This is a genomic window from Saccharothrix sp. NPDC042600, assembly GCF_040647305.1.
GTDB lineage: Bacteria > Actinomycetota > Actinomycetes > Mycobacteriales > Pseudonocardiaceae > Actinosynnema > Actinosynnema mutabilis.
On record NZ_JBEZBW010000079.1, the window covers coordinates 19,859 to 38,016 of the forward strand.

The following is an 18,158-nucleotide window of genomic DNA, read 5'->3' on the forward strand; positions in this document are numbered from 1 at the left end:
GGCACTCTGGTCGCCGTGAACCGGACGTCGGAGGGTGGGCGTGAGGCGGCACCGTCCGCGCCTTCCGAGGACCGCTACCGCCGCGGCACCCGACGCACCGCCGCCGAGCCGCTGACCGCGTCCTGGGAACCGGCGGGCCGCCACCGCCGCAAGCGCAAGCGCGGCCTGAAGGGCCTGGTCGCGAACTACGGCTGGCGCATCTACGCCGTCCCCGTGCTGCTCGTCCTGACCGCTCTGGTGGTGCTCGACACGGCCGCGCCGACCAAGATCGGCGAGGCCGGCCAGTCCGGCTCCGACAACGCCGGCGCCGCGCCCGGGACCAGCACGTCGTCGGGTCCGCCGGTGGCCACCGAGACGCCGCCGGCCAAGGTGGACCTGGTCAACATCCCGACCGCCGAGCTGCCCGACGGGCCCAAGTACTCCGAGCAGGGCGCGGGGACGTGGCAGGTCGTGCCGGGCGGGACCGCGCAGGTCGGCACCGGCCGGCTCTACAAGTACGCGATCGCCGTCGAGGACGGCGTGGACGCGGCCGACTTCGGCGGCGACCGGGACGCGTTCGCCCGGACCATCGACGGCATCCTGGCCGACCAGCGCAGTTGGATCGGCACCGGCCGGGTGGCCATGCAGCGCGTGGACAGCGGTCCGGTGGACTTCACCATCAGCCTGACCACGACGAACACCACGCACGGGCTGTGCGGGTTCCAGATCCAGTACGAGACGTCGTGCTGGCACCCGCCCTCCGAGCGCGTGGTGATCAACGCGGCGCGGTGGGTGCGGGGCGCGAAGGCGTTCAACACGGACCTGGCGTTCTACCGGGCGTACGCGATCAACCACGAGGTCGGCCACGTCCTGGAGAACCCGCACGAGGGCTGCAAGGAGACCGGCCAGCCGGCGCCGGTGATGATGCAGCAGACCTTCGGCGTCGCGAACGACTACGTGGCCCGGCTGAACGAGGTGGACGCCTCCAACCGGGGCCGGGTGCCGGCGGACGGCAAGGTCTGCTCCCCGAACGCCTTCCCCGTCGCGCCGCGCTGAAGCCGCTCGCGGTGGGCGTGGTCACTTCGTGTCCACGCAATGGGACGACTTCCCATGCGGGAAGACGGTGGTCCAGTCTGGTGTTGTCCGTCGGTAGAGGACATGTCTCGTCGAGGAGGATCAGATGGCGCTTCCGCCGCTCGTGGAGCCCGCAGCGGAGCTGACGAAGGAGGAAGTCGCGCGGTACAGCCGGCACCTGATCATCCCGGACGTCGGGGTGGACGGGCAGAAGCGGCTGAAGAACGCGAAGGTCCTGGTCGTCGGCGCGGGCGGCCTCGGCTCCCCGGCGCTGCTCTACCTCGCCGCGGCCGGCGTCGGCACGCTGGGCGTCGTCGACTTCGACACCGTGGACGAGTCGAACCTGCAGCGCCAGGTCATCCACGGCCAGTCCGACATCGGCAAGCCGAAGGCCGAGTCCGCGCGCGAGTCGATCGCCGAGATCAACCCGTACGTCAAGGTGAACCTGCACCAGACGCACCTGAACTCGGAGAACGTGCTCGACATCTTCCGCGACTACGACCTCATCCTCGACGGCACGGACAACTTCGCCACCCGCTACCTGGTCAACGACGCGGCGGTGCTGCTGGGCAAGCCGTACGTGTGGGGTTCGATCTTCCGGTTCGAGGGCCAGGTCAGCGTCTTCTGGGAGGACGCCCCGGACGGCCAGGGCCTGAACTACCGCGACCTCTACCCGGAGCCCCCGCCGCCCGGCATGGTCCCGTCGTGCGCCGAGGGCGGCGTGCTGGGCGTGCTGTGCGCGTCGATCGGCTCGATCATGGTGACCGAGGCGATCAAGCTGCTGACCGGCATCGGCGAGCCGCTCCTGGGTCGCCTGATGGTGTACGACGCCCTGGAGATGTCCTACCGGACCATCAAGATCCGCAAGGACCCGGAGAGCGTCAAGATCACCGAGCTGATCGACTACGAGGCGTTCTGCGGCGTGGTCTCCGACGAGGCCCAGCAGGCGGCGGCGGGCAACACCATCACCCCGCTGGAGCTGAAGCAGAAGCAGGACAGCGGCGACAACTTCGTCCTCATCGACGTCCGCGAGCCGCACGAGTACGAGATCGTGAAGATCCCGGGCTCGGTGCTGATCCCGAAGGACCGCATCCTGTCCGGCGAGGCGTTCGCCGAACTGCCGCAGGACAAGCAGATCGTGCTGCACTGCAAGTCGGGTGCGCGGTCGGCGGAGGCCCTCGCGGTGCTGCACCAGGCCGGGTTCAAGGACGCCGTGCACGTGGGCGGCGGCGTGCTGGCGTGGGCGCGCGAGGTGGACACCAGCCTCCCGACCTACTGATGTGTTGTGACGAACGGCCCTGTGGCACACCCGCCACGGGGCCGTTCGTCATCCGAGCGGGTGACGCAACGCACATCGGCATTTGCCCTGAACCCGCAATAGTGCGGATAGGCCGGACGGGTGCACACGGCGGCAGAGCCGCGTGAGGTCCACCAAACACGAGGCCTCGACGGGTAGCGTGCCGTGCCGTGACCCCATCCCCGGAGCCGCCGCCGTCGCACGTGAGGGCCGCGTTCGGTGCGCGTGACGCCGAACCGGAGTTGATCGACGCCGGGCCGGTGTGGCGGTGTGGTGACGTGGCGGTCCGGCCCGCGGGGAAGCCCGCCGAGGCCACGTGGGTCGCCAAGACGCTCGACACCCTGTCCGTGGACAACCTGCGCATCGCGAGACCCCTGCGGTCCACCGACGGGCGCTACGTCGTCGGCGGGTGGGCCGCCACCAAGTACCTGTCGGGACGGGCCGAGCCGCGGCACGACGAGGTGGTCGAGGTCGCGGTGAAGCTGCACGCCGCCACCAGGGACCTGCCCAAGCCCCGCTTCCTGGACGCCCGCACCGACCTGTTCGCCCGCGCCGACCGCCTCGCCTGGGAGGAGGAGCGGGCCGACCTGGACCCCGACCTCGGCGGCCGGCTGTTCGAGCTGCTCGCCGCCTACCGCAAGCCCGTCCAGCTCAAGCCGCAGGTCGTGCACGGCGACCTGTTCGGGACCGTGCTGTTCGCAGGGGACGCGGCGCCCGCCATCATCGACTTCACCCCCTACTGGCGGCCGGCCGAGTACGGCGCGGCGGTCGTCGTGGTCGACGCGCTCTCGTGGGGTGGCGCGGATCACGGCATCCTCCAGCGGTGGGCCCATCTGGCGGAATGGCCGCAGGTGTTGTTGCGAGCGACACTCTTCCGCCTCGCCGTGCACGCCCTGCACCCGCTGTCGAGCACGCAATCGCTGGTGGGGCTGGAACGGACGGCCACGAAGGTGACCTCCCTGCTGTGACCTCACCCGCACCGCACGCGTGGTGACGGTGCAAGTTCGCGTGGACGAAACATTCCGCGCTGCGCTGTTAACAGCCCGTTCTTACCGTCGGCCCCGTGACCGACACCCACTGCCCGTACTGCGCGCTGCAGTGCGCGATGTCCGTGACCGACGGCAAGGTGTCGCCGCGGGAGTTCCCGACCAACCGCGGCGGCCTGTGCCAGAAGGGTTGGACGTCCGCCGAGCTGCTGACCTCGCCCGCCCGGCTCACCACGCCGCTGGTGCGCCGCGCCGGCGAGCTGCGCCCGGCCACCTGGGACGAGGCGCTCGACCTCGTCGCCGCCAAGCTGCGCGACCTGCGCGCCGAGCACGGGCCGGACGCGGTGGGCGTGTTCGGCGGCGGTGGGCTGACCAACGAGAAGTCCTACCTGCTCGGCAAGTTCGCCCGGGTCGCGCTGGGGACCTCCCAGATCGACTACAACGGCCGGTTCTGCATGTCCAGCGCGGCGGCGGCCGGAATCCGCGCCTTCGGGCTGGACCGGGGCATGCCGTTCCCCGTAACAGACCTCGACCACGCCGACGCGGTGCTGTTGGTCGGCGGTAACCCGGCCGAAACGATGCCGCCGTTCGTGCAGCACCTCAAGGGCGCCGAACTGATCGTCGTGGACCCGCGCCGCACGGCCACCGCCGAGCTGGCCACCCTGCACCTCGCCCCCGCGCCGGGCACGGACCTGGCGCTCGCGTTGGGCCTGCTGCACTGCGCCGTCGCCGACGGCCACCTGGACGAGGACTACCTGGAAGAGCGCACGAACGGGTTCGCCGAGGCGTGGCTGATCGCCGCCTCCTGGTGGCCGGAACGGGTCGAGCGGGTCACCGGCGTCCCGGTCGCCGACCAGCGGGCGGCCGTGCGCATCCTGGCCGAGGCGGAGAACGCCTACGTCCTCACCGGTCGGGGCACCGAGCAGCACGCCAGCGGCGCGGACACCGTGTCGGCGTGGATCAACCTGGCCCTGGCGCTGGGCCTGCCCGGTCGGCGCGGTTCCGGCTACGGCTGCCTGACCGGCCAGGGCAACGGCCAGGGCGGGCGCGAGCACGGCCAGAAGGCCGACCAGCTCCCCGGCTACCGCAAGATCGACGACCCGGCCGCCCGCGCGTACATCCAGGACGTGTGGGGTGTGGACGACCTGCCCGGACCCGGTCGTTCCGCCTACGAACTGCTGGACGCGTTGGGGCAGCCCGATGGGCCGAAGGCGCTGCTGGTGTTCGGCAGCAACCTGGTCGTCTCCGCGCCCCGGTCGCAGCACGTCGCCGACCGCCTCGGTGCGCTGGACCTGCTCGTTGTCTGCGATCTCGTGTTGTCCGAGACCGCCGCGATGGCCGATGTCGTGCTGCCGATCACGCAGTGGGCGGAGGAGAGCGGCACGATGACCAACCTCGAAGGCCGCATCCTGCTGCGTCAGGTGGCGGTCGAGCGGCCGGACGGGGTGCGCAGCGACCTGGAAGTTCTTCAAGGGCTGGCCTTGCGGTTGGGGCAGCCGGTGGAGCGGTTCCCGGTCGAGCCGGAAGTGGTGTTCGAGGAGCTGCGGGTCGCGTCCAAGGGCGGTCTCGCGGACTACTCGGGGGTCACCTACGAGCGGCTGCGGGCGGGGGAGGCGCTGCACTGGCCGGTGGTCGAGCGCAGCACGCCGCGGGTGTTCCTGGACCGCTTCGCCCACCCCGACGGCCGCGCCCGGTTCATCCCCGTCGACCACCGCGGACCTGCGGAGGTGTCCGACGCCGAGTACCCGTTGCAGGCCACCACCGGCCGGGTCCTCCAGCACTACCAGTCCGGCGCGCAGACCCGGTTGGTCAAGGAGCTGGTGGACGCCGAGCCGGAGGCCTACGTCGAGGTCCACCCGGACACCGCGACCCGCGCCGGCCTGCGCGAGGGCGACCTGGGCGCGGTGGTGTCGCGGCGCGGCCGGACGGTGGCGCGCGTGCGGTGCGTGCCGTCCATGCGCATCGACGTGGTGTTCCTGCCGTTCCACTTCGCCGGCGCGGGCCGCGCGAACCTGCTGACCAACCCGGCGCTGGACCCGACCAGCCGGATGCCCGAGTTCAAGGTGTGCGCCGTCCGATTGGAGTCGGTATGACCAGGAACGTTGTCGTCGTGGGCTACGGCATGGCCGGGGCCCGGCTGGCCGACGAGATCCGCAGGCGGGACCCGCGGGCGGAACGGGTCTCGGTGACCGTGCTGGGCGACGAGGCGCACCACGCCTACAACCGGGTGCTGCTGTCCAGCGTGGTCGCCGGGTCGCTGACCCCGGAGGCGGTGCGCCTGCACGACCCCGGCTGGGCGAGCAAGCACCACGTGGACCTGCGGCTGGGCGGCAGCGTGACCAAGATCGACCGCACCCGCCGGGTCGTGCACGTGGACGACACCGAGGTCCCGTACGACGCGCTGGTGCTGGCCACCGGCGCGCGCTCGTGGGTGCCGCCGACCGACGGCCTGCTGGACGGCAACGGCGGGCTCGCGCCGGGTGTGGTGGCGTTCCGGTCGCTGGACGACTGCGCGCGGATCCTCGACGCGGCCTCGCCGGGCACACCGGTCGCGGTGCTGGGCGGCGGTCTGCTCGGGCTGGAGGCGGCCCGGGGCCTGGCCGGCCGGGGTTGCCTGGTGACCGTCGTGCACCCGGTGGGGCACCTGATGGAACGCCAGCTCGACCGCGGCGCGGGCCGGGTGCTGGCGAAGACGTTGGAAACGCTGGGGATCGAGTTCCGGCTGGGCGCGCTCGCGGCGAAGTACGTGCCCGGTGACGGGCTCCTGCTCGACGACGGCACGCAGGTGCCCGCCGAGCTGGTCGTGGTGTCGGCGGGCGTGCGGGCGGAGACCGGGCTGGCCGAGCAGGCGGGCATCGCCGTGGACCGGGGCATCCTGGTGGACGACGCCCTGCGCACCAGCGACCCGCGCGTGCACGCGATCGGCGACTGCGCGCAGCACGTCGGCACGGTGTCCGGGCTCGTGCAGCCCGCCTGGGAGCAGGCCGCCGTGGTGGCCGACCTGGTCACCGGCGCCGCGCCCGCCTCCCGCTACGCCGGGACCACCGTCGTCACCCGGCTCAAGGCGCGGGACGTGGACCTGGCCGCGCTGGGCGACGTGCACTGCGAGGTGGACGCGCCGGACGCGGAAGTCCTGTGCTTCCAGGACCCCGCGCGCGGCCGGTACGCGAAACTGGTGCTGCGCGACGACAAGGTGACCGGCGCGATCGTCCTCGGCGCGCCGGACGCGGCGGCGGCCATCACCCAGCTGTTCGACCGCGGCCTGCCCGCGCCGACCGACCGGCTGGCGCTGCTGCTGGGCCGCGCGCTGCCCGCGGAGAACGAGGCGAGCCCGGCGGACCTGCCCGCGTCCGCTGTGGTCTGCCGGTGCAACACCGTCAGCAAAGGACAGATCGTCGGCGCGTGGCGGTCCGGCGCCACGACGGTGTCGGCGATCGCCGAGAAGACCCGCGCGAGCACGGGCTGTGGCGGCTGCAAGGACGCGGTGTGCGGCATCGTCGACTGGCTCGCCGCCTCACAGCCGCAACCCGTCTGATGTGCGCCGGAGTTGCCGCACGCGACACCTCATCGCACGCCGAGGTAACGGGCCGTTCCTACGGTCTGCGCATCACGAGCTTGGGAGGCCGCAATGAGCACGGTGGTTGAGACCGAAACCCTTGCCCCGCAGGCGAAACGACGCGGACGGTGGATCGACGACTGGAACCCCGAGGACGCCGAGTTCTGGGAGCGCACCGGCAAGGGGGTCGCGCGCCGCAACCTGATCTTCTCCATCCTGGCGGAGAACCTGGGCTTCACGGTGTGGAGCCTGATGAGCATCGTCGTGGTGAGCCTGGGCTCGGTCGGGTTCAGCTTCAGCGTCGGCCAGACGTTCTGGCTGCTGATCGTGCCGAACCTGGTCGGCGCGGTGCTGCGCATCCCCTACACGTTCGCGGTGCCGAAGTTCGGCGGCCGGGCGTGGACCACGGTCAGCGCGAGCCTGCTGCTGATCCCGTGCACCATGCTGATCATCGCCGTCACCAACCCCGGCACGCCGTACTGGTTCTTCCTGCTGACCTCGGCGGCGATGGGCTTCGGCGGCGGCAACTTCTCCTCCTCCATGGCGAACATCTCGTTCTTCTACCCGGAGGGCAAGAAGGGCCTGGCGCTGGGCCTCAACGCCGCCGGCGGCAACCTCGGCGTGGCGATGGTGCAGCTGGTCGTGCCGATCGTGATCAGCATCGGCACCGGCGTGAACCTGGCCTACGCGGCGCTGTTCTGGATCCCGTTCATCGTGGTGGCCACCGCGTGCGCGTGGTTCCTGATGGACAGCCTCACCCAGGCCAAGCCGGACGGCACGTCCTACCGCAAGGCGATGTCGAACAAGCACACGTGGGTGATGTCGTTCCTCTACATCGGCACGTTCGGCTCGTTCATCGGCTTCTCGTTCGCGTTCCCGTCGCTGATCAAGATCAGTTTCGTGGAGCACAAGGGGTTCGTCGCGCTGGCGTTCCTGGGCGCGCTGATCGGGTCGGTGAGCCGGCCGTTCGGCGGGTGGCTGTCGGACCGGTTCGGCGGCGCGAAGGTGACGCTCGCGGTGTTCCTGGGCATGGCGGTGGGCGTCGTGGGCGTGCTGACCAGCGTGAGCACCAAGACCTTCCCGCTGTTCTTCGGCTCGTTCATCGCCCTGTTCGTGCTGGCGGGCATCGGCAACGGCTCGACCTACCGGATGATCCCCGCCATCTTCGCCACCCAGGTGGAGGACACGGCGTCGGCCAAGCGGCAGGCGGCGGCGGTGGTCGGCATCGCGGGCGCGGTCGGGGCGTTCGGCGGCGTGCTGGTCAACCTGGTCTTCAAGTTCTCGCTGGAGGGCAGCAAGACGCTGACCCCCGCGTTGACCGCGTTCCTGGTGTTCTACGGGTTGTGCGTGGCCACGACCTGGTGGTTCTACCTGCGCAGCCGCGTCTTCTCGCGGGTCCCCAGCCTCGCCTACGCGGGCGTGTGACGCGCGGGTTGTGACCCGCACGACGCTCTGAAGTGCGGCGTGAGGCTCCTTTAACACCTGCGCAACATTCGCGACCTTGTCACGACACGGTGCCCGGTGAGCATAGCCGGGCAAGAGGAAGGAATGGTCCCATGACGCGAACGCTGGTTGTCGTCGGTCACGGCATGGTCGGACACCGTCTCGTGCAGGCGCTGCGCGAGAAGGACGTCACCGACCAGTGGCGGATCGTCGTGTTCGCCGAGGAGGGGCGTCCCGCCTACGACCGGGTCGCGCTGTCGTCCTATGTGGACACCTGGGACGCGGACACGCTGAGCCTCGCGCCGCACGAGGACCCGTTGGTGGAGCTGAACCTCAACGACCTGGTCGTGCACATCGACCGGGACGACAAGGTCGTCCGGAGCATGTCCGGGCGGGCGCAGGCCTACGACGCGCTGGTGCTGGCCACCGGGTCGGTGCCGTTCGTGCCGCCGGTGCCCGGTCGCGACCTGCCCGGCTGCCACGTGTACCGGACGATCGAGGACCTGGACGCGATCCGGGCCACGGTCGAGGGCGCGCGCTCGTCCGGCCGGCACGCGGGCATGGTGCTGGGCGGCGGTCTGCTCGGCCTGGAAGCGGCGAACGCGTTGCGCGGCATGGGGATCTCGCCGCACGTGGTCGAGTTGGGCCCGCGCCTGATGCCGTTGCAGGTGGACGAGGGCGGCGCCGGGCTGCTGCGCCGGCTGGTGGAGAAGCTGGACCTGACCGTGCACACCGGCACGTCCGCGTCGTCCATCGAGCGCGACGGCGACCGGCTGATCGCCAAGCTGTCCAACGGGACCGAGCTGGACCTGGACGTCGTCGTGTTCTCGGCGGGCATCCGGCCGCGCGACCAGCTCGCCCGCGAGTTCGGCCTCGCGGTGGGGCAGCGCGGCGGCATCGTCGTGGACTCCGCGTGCCGGACCTCCGACGAGGACGTCTACGCCATCGGCGAGTGCGCCAGCATCGACGGCGTGGTCTACGGCCTGGTCGCGCCCGGCTACTCGATGGCCGAGGTGGTGGCGGACCGGCTGCTGGGCGGCACCGCGGAGTTCCCGGGGGCCGACACCTCGACCAAGCTGAAGCTGCTGGGCGTGGACGTGGCGTCGTTCGGCGACGCGCACGCGCGGACCGAGGGCGCGCTGGAGGTCGTGGTCAACGACGCCGTCGCGGGCACCTACGCCAAGGTCGTGGTGTCCGACGACGCGAAGACGCTGCTGGGCGGCATCCTGGTCGGCGACGCCTCGAAGTACCCGGTGCTGCGCCCGCTGGTCGGCCGCCCGGTGCCGGGCGACCCGGCGGCGCTGATCGGCCCGGCGGGCGGCGTGGAGCTGTCGCTGCCCAACGACGCCCAGGTGTGCTCGTGCCACGCGGTGACCAAGCAGCACATCGTGGACGTGGTGAACGCCGGCGAGGCCGTGGACGTGCCGGGGATCAAGGCGTGCACCAAGGCGGGCACGGGCTGCGGCTCGTGCGTGCCGATGCTGAAGAAGCTGCTGTCGGAGTGCGGTGTCGAGCAGTCCAAGGCGCTGTGCGAGCACTTCGAGCAGTCGCGCGCCGAGCTGTTCGAGATCGTGCGGGTGACCGGCATCACGACGTTCAGCGAGCTGATCGCCCGGCACGGCAAGGGCGGTCGGGGCTGCGACCTGTGCAAGCCCGCCGTGGCCTCGATCCTGGCGTCGCTGGAGAACGGCCACGTGCTGGAGGGCGAGCAGGCGGTCCTGCAGGACACCAACGACCGCTTCCTGGCCAACCTGCAGCGCAACGGCACGTACTCGGTGGTGCCGCGCATCCCCGGCGGGGAGATCACGCCGGAGAAGCTGATCGTGATCGGCGAGGTGGCCCGCGACTTCGGCCTCTACACCAAGATCACCGGCGGGCAGCGGATCGACCTGTTCGGCGCGACCGTCGACCAGCTTCCGCAGATCTGGAAGCGGCTGGTGGACGCCGGGTTCGAGTCCGGGCACGCGTACGGCAAGGCGCTGCGGACGGTGAAGTCGTGCGTGGGCACCACGTGGTGCCGCTACGGCGTGCAGGACTCGGTGGGCCTGGCGATCGAGTTGGAGCTGCGCTACCGGGGCCTGCGGTCGCCGCACAAGCTCAAGTCCGCGGTGTCCGGCTGCGCGCGCGAGTGCGCGGAGGCGCGGGGCAAGGACTTCGGCGTCATCGCCACGGAGAAGGGCTGGAACCTCTACGTGGGCGGCAACGGCGGGTTCACGCCGCGGCACGCCGACCTGCTCGCGTCCGACGTGGACACCGAGACGCTGATCAAGCTCATCGACCGGTTCCTGATGTTCTACATCCGCACGGCGGACCGGTTGCAGCGCACCTCGACCTGGATCGAGGGCCTGGAGGGCGGGTTGGACCACCTGAGGTCGGTCATCGTGGACGACAGCCTCGGCATCTGCGCCGACCTGGAGGCCGCGATGGCCAAGCACGTGGACAACTACGCCGACGAGTGGCGCGGCGTGCTGGAGGACCCGGAGAAGCTGGCCCGGTTCACCTCGTTCGTGAACGCGCCCGGCACGCCCGACCCGACGATTTCCTTCCGCGAGGAACGCGGTCAGAAGGTTCCTGTCCTGCTGGGGATTCCGGAGGTCGTCCGATGACACCCGTGTGCGAGTTGAGCGCGTTGCAGCCGGAGAGCGGCGTGGCCGCCCTGCTGCCCGACGGCACCCAGGTCGCCGTCTTCCTGACCCACGACGGCCGGGTGCACGCGCTGGGCAACATCGACCCGTTCAGCGGCGCGGCGGTGCTGGCGCGCGGCATCGTCGGCGACCGGGGCGGCGTGCCCGTGGTGGTGTCGCCGGTCTACAAGCAGGCGTTCGAGCTGAGCACCGGCAAGTGCCTGGACGACCCGTCCACGGCGGTCCCCGTCCACCCGGTCCGCGTGGCCGACGGCATCGTCCAGGTCGGGTCGCCGTGAACGCCGCCCCGCTGGCCGGGTACACGGTCGGAGTGACCGCCGCCCGGCGGGCCGACGAGCTGACGGCTCTGTTGGAGCGCAAGGGCGCGACCGTGCTGCACGGTCCCGCCATCCGGATCGTGCCGCTGCCCGACGACGCGGAGTTGCTGGCCGCCACCCGCGAGGTGGTGGAACGGCCGTTGGACGTCGTGGTGGCGACGACCGGCATCGGTTTCCGGGGGTGGGTGGAGGCCGCGGAGGGCTGGGGCCTGGCCGCGCGCCTGGTGACCAGGTTGGCGGGCGCGCAGGTGATGGCGCGGGGTCCCAAGGCGCGCGGCGCGGTGCGGGCGGCGGGCCTGGTGGAGGCGTGGTCGCCGGAGGGGGAGAGCAACGCCGAGCTGCTCGACCACCTGATCCGGACGGGCGTGGCGGGCAAGCGGATCGCGGTGCAGCAGCACGGCGAGCCGCTGCCCGACTTCGTGTCGGCCCTGGAGGCGGCGGGCGCCGAGGTCGTGCCGGTGTCGGTCTACCGGTGGACGGGCCCGGTGGACACCGCCCCGCTGGACCGCCTGGTGGACGCCGTCCTGGCCCGCCAGGTGGACGCGCTGACGTTCACCAGCGCGCCGGCGGCGGCGAACGTGCTGAAGGTGGCTTCGGCTTCGGGTCGCTACAAGGACCTGGTCAGCGCGCTGCGGTCGGACGTGCTGGTGGTGGGCGTCGGGTCGATCACCGCGGGTCCGCTGGTCGCGGCGGGGGTGCCCGTGGTCCAGCCGGCGCGGGCGCGGATCGGCGCGCTGGCCCGGGAGCTGACCCTGGCCCTGCCCGCCCGGGCGACCCGCCTGCGCATCGCCGGGCGGGACATCGAGCTGCGGGGGCAGGCGGTCGTGGTGGACGGCGAACTGCGCCCGGTCGCGCCCGCGCCGATGGCGGTGCTGCGCGTCCTGGCCGCCGCGCGCGGCCGGGTCGTGTCCCGGCGCGAGTTGTTGGCGGCGCTGCCGAGCGGCGGCGAGGAGCACGCGGTGGAGACGGCGATCGGCCGGTTGCGGACGGCGTTGGGCGAGCCCCGGATGGTGGCGACGGTCGTGAAGCGCGGTTACCGCTTGGCCATGGACCCCGCTGGAGTCGCGGTATGACGTTGGTCTTGGTGGCGCACGGCACCCGTGACCCGGCCGGCGCCGTGGTCGTGGAGGAGATCGCCGCGCTGGTGCGGTCGCGGTTGGGCGGCGTGCCGGTGCGGGTGGCTTACGCGGACGTGCGGCAGCCCGACGTGACCGCCGTGCTGGGTTCGGTGCACGGTCCGGCCGTGGTGGTGCCGGCGTTCCTGGCGGCGGGCTACCACGTGCGGGTGGACATCCCGGCCCAGGTCGAGGCGTCCGGGCACGGGGACGTGACGGTCACCGCGCCGATCGGCCCGGCCCTGGTGCCGGCCCTGGTGGCGCGGCTGGAGGAGGCGGGCTGGGAGCCCGGCGACTCGGTGGTGCTGGCGGCGGCGGGTTCGTCGGACCCGCGGGCGCTGGCCGAGGTCGGGAAGGTGGCCCAGGCCCTGTCGCGCCGGGTGGGCGGCCCGGTGCGGATCGGCTACGCGGCCACCGCGTCTCCCCACATCTCGGACGTGGTCGCATCGACGCCGGGCCGGGTGGCGGTGGCGTCCTGGCTGCTCGCGCCGGGCCTGTTCCACCGGGCGGTGGCGTCGTCGGGCGCTCCGGTGGTCGCGGCCCCGATCGGCGCGCACCTGAGGGTGGTCGAGGCGGTCCTGCTGCGCTACTACCAGGCCCGCTGCCTGGAGGACGTGGCGTAGGTCTTCGACGGGGAATAGTTGAGCCTTCAACGAGGTTGTGCGGGTCGAGCGACCCCCGCATCCTGGAGGTCCCCGTCGAAGGAGGCAGCGATGCCCGCCGTCACCGCAGACACCCTGACCCTGCCCAGGCTGCCGGAACTGCCCGAGGCGGCCACCGACTGGCGGCCGGTGCGCAAGGTGGTGCGGGCGCAGGAGTTCCTGGAGGGGGAGGGCTTCCAGGTCCGGCGGCCGTTCCCCGGCGTGGACCTCGCGCTGGCCGACCCGTTCCTGCTGCTCGACCACATGGGCGCGGTCGAGTACGGGCCCGGTGAGGCCAAGGGCGCGCCGTGGCACCCGCACCGCGGGTTCGAGACCGTCACCTACATGATCGACGGGGCGTTCGAGCACCAGGACTCCACCGGCGGCGGCGGGTTGATCACCGACGGGGCCACGCAGTGGATGACCGCCGGCAGCGGTGTCCTGCACAGCGAACTGCCGCCGCAGGACATGGTGGCCAAGGGCGGACTGTTCCACGGCGTGCAGCTGTGGGTGAACCTGCCCAAGGCGGCCAAGTGGACCCCGCCGCGCTACCAGGACATCAAGGCGCGTGACGCCGTGCTGCTCTCCAGCGACGACGGTGGCGCGCTGGTGCGGGTGATCGCCGGGGACGTGGCGGGCTACCGCGGACCGGGCATGACCCACACGCCGATCACGTACCTGCACGCGACGCTCAGTGCGGGCGCCCGGCTGGCGCTGCCGTGGCCGGCGGAGTTCAACGCCCTGGTCTACGTGCTGTCCGGGCGGGGGACCGTCGGGGCGGAGAAGCGTCCGCTGGAAGAGGGGCGGCTGGCGGTGTTCGGCGGCGGGTCGGCGGTGACCATGCAGGCCGACACGACCTGGGACGTGCTGGTCCTGGGCGGGTTGCCGCTGAACGAGCCGGTGGCCCGGTACGGGCCGTTCGTGATGAACACCCGGAAGGAGATCCTCGACGCGATCGAGGACTTCCAGGCCGGGCGACTGGGCCGGACCCACGTGCCGCACGTGAGCCCGACCGACGAGGAGGTCTGACATGTCCGACGTCCGTGAGCTGCTGGCCAAGGGCCGCGAGTTCCGGGCCGCCGGCGACCCGAGCGGCGCCGCGCGGTTCCTGGCCGAGGCCGCCGAGCACGCCCCGACCGACCGCACCGTGCTGACCGAGCTGGCGCTGGCGCACTTCCAGTCCGCCGCGCTGGGGCGGGCCGAGGCCGTGCTGCGCACGCTGGTCGACCTCGACCCGTCCGACGGTTACGCGCGCCTGCTCCTGGGTCGCACGCTGACCCGGCGGAGCCGGCCCGCGGAGGCGCTGCCGGAACTGCGGCTGGCCGCCGCGCTGACCCGCGACCCCGACGTCGCCGCCGAGGTCGAGCGGGTCGCCGCGCGGGTCACCACAGGCCCGGCGGCTCCTCCTCCTTCTCCTTGACGGCCTCTTCCCAGCGGTACGTGCGCAGGTTGACCTTCCCGTTGTCGGCCACCACGCCCTCCTCGCGGAGCAGTTGCAACTGCTCGTCGGCGATGTGCGGCGCGCACGTGCCGTTGGCCCGCAGCACCCGGTGCCACGGCAGGTCGTGCCCGTCCTGGTTCAGGACCTGGCCGACCAGCCGGGGCGACGGGGCGCGGGACAGGTCGGCGACGTCGCCGTAGGTGGCCACGCGTCCGCGGGGGATCGACCGCACCACCTCGCGGACCAACTCGTGCAGCTCTTCATCCACCCGGCCAAGGATTCCACCCAGCCCGGGTAGCCGGCCACGACCCTCGTGACGGCTTGTCAAGAAGTCGTACCGGTGGGTGGTGCCCGGGATTGTCGGTGGGTCGTGGTTCCATCGGCACATGGCAGTGAACCGGGCCCCGTTGCTGGTGCGCCGGGTGCGGGAGGACCGCCCCGAGCGCCACTGGGACGCGCCCGCGCGCGCCGTGTTCGACCACGCCGGCGGGCCGCTGCGGGTGCTCGGCGGCCCCGGCACCGGCAAGACCGAGCTGCTCGCCGAGGTCGTGGCCGACCGGGTGCGGCGCGGCGGGGTGCACCCCGAGCGGATCCTGGTGCTCACGCCGAACCGGCGGGCGGCGGTGTCCCTGCGCGCCCACATCACGCGCCTGCTCACCGACCGCGCCGAGGGCGAGGTGCTGCCGACCACGCAGGAACCGCTGGTCCGGACGGTCCACTCGTACGCGTACGCGGTGCTGCGCGCGCAGGCCGTGCAGGCGGGGGAGCCGACACCGCGCCTGCTGTCCGGTCCGGAGCAGGACGCGGTGGTGCGCGAGCTGCTGGCCGGTGACGTGGGCATGGGCGCGCGGAAGTGGCCGGAGCGGCTGCGGCCGGCGCTGGCGCTGCCCGGGTTCGCCCACGAGCTGCGCGACCTGCTGCTGCGCGCGACCGAGCGGGGGTTGGCGCCGGAGGACCTGGTCGAGCTGGGGCGGGCGCACGGGCGGGACGAGTGGGTGGCCGCCGGGTTGTTCGCGGTGCAGTACGAGCAGGTCGGGCTGCTGGCCGGGGCCGGGCAGGGGCTGGCGGCGTCCTACGACGCGGCGGAGCTGGTCGGCAGCGCGCTGCTGGCGTTCGACACCGAGCCGGACGTGCTGCTGGGGGAGCAGCGGCGGGTCCGGCACCTGCTGGTGGACGACGCGCAGCACCTCGACCCGTTGCAGTTCGAGTTCGTGTCGCGGCTGGGGGCGGCGGCGGAGGAGTTCGTGCTCACCGGTGACCCGGACCAGGCCGTGTTCTCCTTCCGCGGGGCGGACCCGGGGCTGCTGGCCGACTCCGACTGGCCGACCGTCGTGCTGCGGCGCAGCCACCGGATGGCGCCGGAGATCCGGGACGCGGTGCGGCGGCTGTCGGGGCGGCTGCCCGGCGCGTCGCCGACCCGGGACGTGCTGCCGGCCGAGGGGTCGGGGCACGTGCAGGTGCGGCTGTTCGCGTCCGGTGCGCAGGAGGCGAGCTGGGTGGCCGACCAGCTGCGGCGGGCGCACCTGATCGACGGGGTGCCGTGGTCGGAGATGGCGGTGGTGGCGCGGTCCACCAGCCGGTCGTTGCCGGTGCTGCAACGGGCGTTGCTGGCGGCGGGCGTGCCGGTGGCGGTGCCCACCGACGAGCTGCCGTTGGCGCGACAACCGGCCGTCGCGCCGTTCCTGGCCCTGCTCCGGTGCGCCGCGGTCCCCGGCTCGCTGGACGAGGACACCGCGGCCATGCTCCTGGCGTCCCCCCTGGGCGGCGCGGACCCGTTGGCCCTGCGCCGCCTGCGCCGCGGCCTGCGCCGCTTGGAGATGGCCGCCGGCGGTGACCGGCCCAGCGGTGAGCTGCTGGTCGAGGTCATCGAATCCGACGACCGCCTGGCCGCCCTGGAAGACGCCGAGGCCATGCCCGCCCGGCGCGTCGCGGGGCTGTTGCGCAAGGCGCGCAAGGGCATCGCCGACGGCAACAGCGTCGAGCAGGTGCTGTGGGACCTGTGGCAGACCACCGGCCTGGAGAACCGCTGGGTGGCGCAATCCGGCCGCCACGGCACGTCCGGCATGCAGGCCGACCGCGACCTGGACGCGATCGTCGGCCTGTTCGAAGCGGCGGCCAAGTACGTGGACCGCCTGCCCGGCGCGGGTGCCGAGGGTTTCGCGGACTACCTGGCGTCGCAGGAGATCGTCGGCGACACCCTCGCCGCGTCCGCCCCGGTGGGCGAGGCGGTGACCGTCCTGACCGCCCACGCGTCGGCGGGCCGGGAGTGGACCGTGGTCGCCGTCCCGGGCGTGCAGGAGGGCAGCTGGCCCGACCTCCGGCTGCGCGGCTCCCTGTTGGGCGTGGAACGCATGGTGGACACCCTGACCGGCGTGGGCGGGGAGGCCTCCGCCATCGCGCCGCTGCTGGCCGAGGAACGCCGCCTGCTCCTGGTGGCCGTGAGCCGCGCCAGGCGAACCCTGCTGGTCAGCGCCGTGCGGGGGGAGGACGAGCAGCCGTCGCGGTTCCTGGACGAGCTGGAGGAGCTGTCCACCGACCAGCCCGAGCGCCCCACCCACACCCCCGAACGCGGTCTCGTGCTGGCCGAGCTGGTGGGCGAGCTGCGCCGGGTGGTGTGCTCCGACGACGAGCCCGAGGACCGCAGAACCCGCGCCGCGACCCAACTGGCCCGCCTGGCGGCGGCCGGCGTCCCCGGCGCGCACCCGGACTCCTGGTACGGCTTGGCGGAGGTGACCACCACCGATCCACTGTGGACAGAGGAGCACACGGTGAGCGTGTCCCCGTCCACGGTGGAGGTCCTGTCCAAGTGCCCCCTGCGCTGGGTGGTGGAACGCCACGGCGGTCAGGACCCGGCGGAACTGGCGTCCGTGACGGGCACCCTGGTCCACGCCCTGGCCCAGGCGGCGGCGACCGGTGCCGACGAGAAGGAACTGCGCGCCAAGCTGGCGGAAGCGTGGTCGGCGGTGGACGCCGGAGCCCCGTGGTTCTCCCGCCGGGAACGCCTGCGCGTGGAGAAGATGCTGGACACCTTCCTGGCCTGGCTGGCGTCCAGCCGCGACCAGTTGACCCAGGTGGCGGTGGAACACGAGATCAACGTGGAGGTCCCGAAGCAGGACGGCGGCCCGTGGCTGCGCGTGAAGGGCCGAGTGGACCGCCTGGAAACCGACCGCGAGGGCCGTCCGGTGGTCATCGACCTGAAGACCGGCAAGTCCCCGGTGACGAAGGAGGAAGCCCGCCAACACCCGCAGTTGGCCGTCTACCAACTGGCGTCATCCCTGGGCGGCTTCACCCACCTGGGCCTGGGCACGGACCCGGGCGGCGCCCGCCTGCTCTACGTGGCCAAGGAGAACAAGAAGACAGGCGCGACCGAACTCGAACAGGCCCCACTGGACGAACAGGGCGTCCGGGTGTGGCTGGAAGCGGTGCAGGCAGCGGCGGGCTCCAGCGTGGGACCCACCTACACAGCCAACGAAACCCCGGACTGCGACCGCTGCCCAGCCCGAACAACCTGCCCAATCCACCCCTCAGGCCGCCAAGTGAGCCAATAACCCCACCCGCCCGCCGCCACGGGCCCCGCGCCCACCCCCGGCCACGCCCACCCCACCCGCGCCCGCCACCGCCCGCCCGCGCCCGCGGCCTCGCCGCACATGCGCCCTACCCGACC

At 72.7% G+C, this 18,158-nt stretch carries 14 protein-coding genes; 13 read left to right on the forward strand and 1 reads right to left on the reverse strand.

Annotated features, from left to right (window positions below; genetic code table 11):
• The first annotated feature begins 15 nt into the window (after positions 1-15).
• The 12 genes from AB0A74_RS32280 to AB0A74_RS32335 all read left to right on the forward strand — a co-directional run bounded on the left by AB0A74_RS32280 (position 16) and on the right by AB0A74_RS32335 (position 14,473).
• A complete protein-coding gene (locus tag AB0A74_RS32280; RefSeq protein ID WP_358255435.1) occupies positions 16-1,035 on the forward strand; it encodes a DUF3152 domain-containing protein in 1,020 nt (339 codons plus the stop codon).
• Positions 1,036-1,159: 124 nt separating this feature from the next.
• Positions 1,160-2,332 (forward strand): adenylyltransferase/sulfurtransferase MoeZ, encoded by a 1,173-nt coding sequence (moeZ, locus tag AB0A74_RS32285; protein WP_358255436.1) that lies wholly within the window; start codon positions 1,160-1,162, stop codon positions 2,330-2,332.
• 188 nt (positions 2,333-2,520) lie between these two features.
• Positions 2,521-3,318, forward strand: coding sequence for a TIGR02569 family protein (locus AB0A74_RS32290; RefSeq protein ID WP_358255438.1), 798 nt, complete (start codon positions 2,521-2,523; stop codon positions 3,316-3,318).
• Positions 3,319-3,413: 95 nt separating this feature from the next.
• Positions 3,414-5,429 (forward strand): molybdopterin oxidoreductase family protein, encoded by a 2,016-nt coding sequence (locus AB0A74_RS32295; RefSeq protein WP_358255440.1) that lies wholly within the window; start codon positions 3,414-3,416, stop codon positions 5,427-5,429.
• Entirely contained in the window at positions 5,426-6,871 is a 1,446-nt protein-coding gene (locus AB0A74_RS32300) for an FAD-dependent oxidoreductase (RefSeq protein ID WP_358255441.1), read from the forward strand. The genes AB0A74_RS32295 and AB0A74_RS32300 overlap by 4 nt, the downstream gene beginning before the upstream one ends.
• A 93-nt stretch (positions 6,872-6,964) precedes the next feature.
• Positions 6,965-8,317, forward strand: coding sequence for a nitrate/nitrite transporter (locus AB0A74_RS32305; protein WP_358255443.1), 1,353 nt, complete (start codon positions 6,965-6,967; stop codon positions 8,315-8,317).
• 131 nt (positions 8,318-8,448) lie between these two features.
• Positions 8,449-10,941: a nitrite reductase large subunit NirB gene (nirB, locus tag AB0A74_RS32310; protein ID WP_358255445.1), complete on the forward strand. Its 2,493-nt coding sequence runs from the start codon at positions 8,449-8,451 to the stop codon at positions 10,939-10,941.
• A complete protein-coding gene (nirD, locus tag AB0A74_RS32315; RefSeq protein WP_358255447.1) occupies positions 10,938-11,258 on the forward strand; it encodes a nitrite reductase small subunit NirD in 321 nt (106 codons plus the stop codon). Before nirB ends, nirD begins: the two co-directional genes overlap by 4 nt.
• Complete coding sequence (locus tag AB0A74_RS32320; protein ID WP_358255449.1) at positions 11,255-12,370, forward strand: uroporphyrinogen-III synthase; 1,116 nt, start codon at positions 11,255-11,257, stop codon at positions 12,368-12,370. The genes nirD and AB0A74_RS32320 overlap by 4 nt, the downstream gene beginning before the upstream one ends.
• A complete protein-coding gene (locus AB0A74_RS32325) occupies positions 12,367-13,035 on the forward strand; it encodes a sirohydrochlorin chelatase (protein WP_358255451.1) in 669 nt (222 codons plus the stop codon). Before AB0A74_RS32320 ends, AB0A74_RS32325 begins: the two co-directional genes overlap by 4 nt.
• 90 nt (positions 13,036-13,125) lie before the next feature.
• Positions 13,126-14,082: a pirin family protein gene (locus tag AB0A74_RS32330; RefSeq protein ID WP_358255452.1), complete on the forward strand. Its 957-nt coding sequence runs from the start codon at positions 13,126-13,128 to the stop codon at positions 14,080-14,082.
• Position 14,083: 1 nt separating this feature from the next.
• A complete protein-coding gene (locus tag AB0A74_RS32335; protein WP_343932416.1) occupies positions 14,084-14,473 on the forward strand; it encodes a tetratricopeptide repeat protein in 390 nt (129 codons plus the stop codon).
• On the opposite strand, the gene AB0A74_RS32340 is transcribed toward AB0A74_RS32335, so the two are convergent.
• Positions 14,436-14,762: an MGMT family protein gene (locus tag AB0A74_RS32340; RefSeq protein ID WP_121222825.1), complete on the reverse strand. Its 327-nt coding sequence runs from the start codon at positions 14,760-14,762 to the stop codon at positions 14,436-14,438. The two genes, AB0A74_RS32335 and AB0A74_RS32340, sit on opposite strands and share 38 nt — an antisense overlap.
• Positions 14,763-14,880: 118 nt before the next feature.
• Here AB0A74_RS32340 and AB0A74_RS32345 point away from each other — a divergent pair, with 118 nt between their 5' ends.
• Positions 14,881-18,042 carry an ATP-dependent DNA helicase gene (locus AB0A74_RS32345; protein WP_358255454.1) on the forward strand — a complete coding sequence of 1,054 codons (3,162 nt, stop codon included), beginning with the start codon at positions 14,881-14,883 and terminating at the stop codon, positions 18,040-18,042.
• Positions 18,043-18,158: the final 116 nt, after the last annotated feature.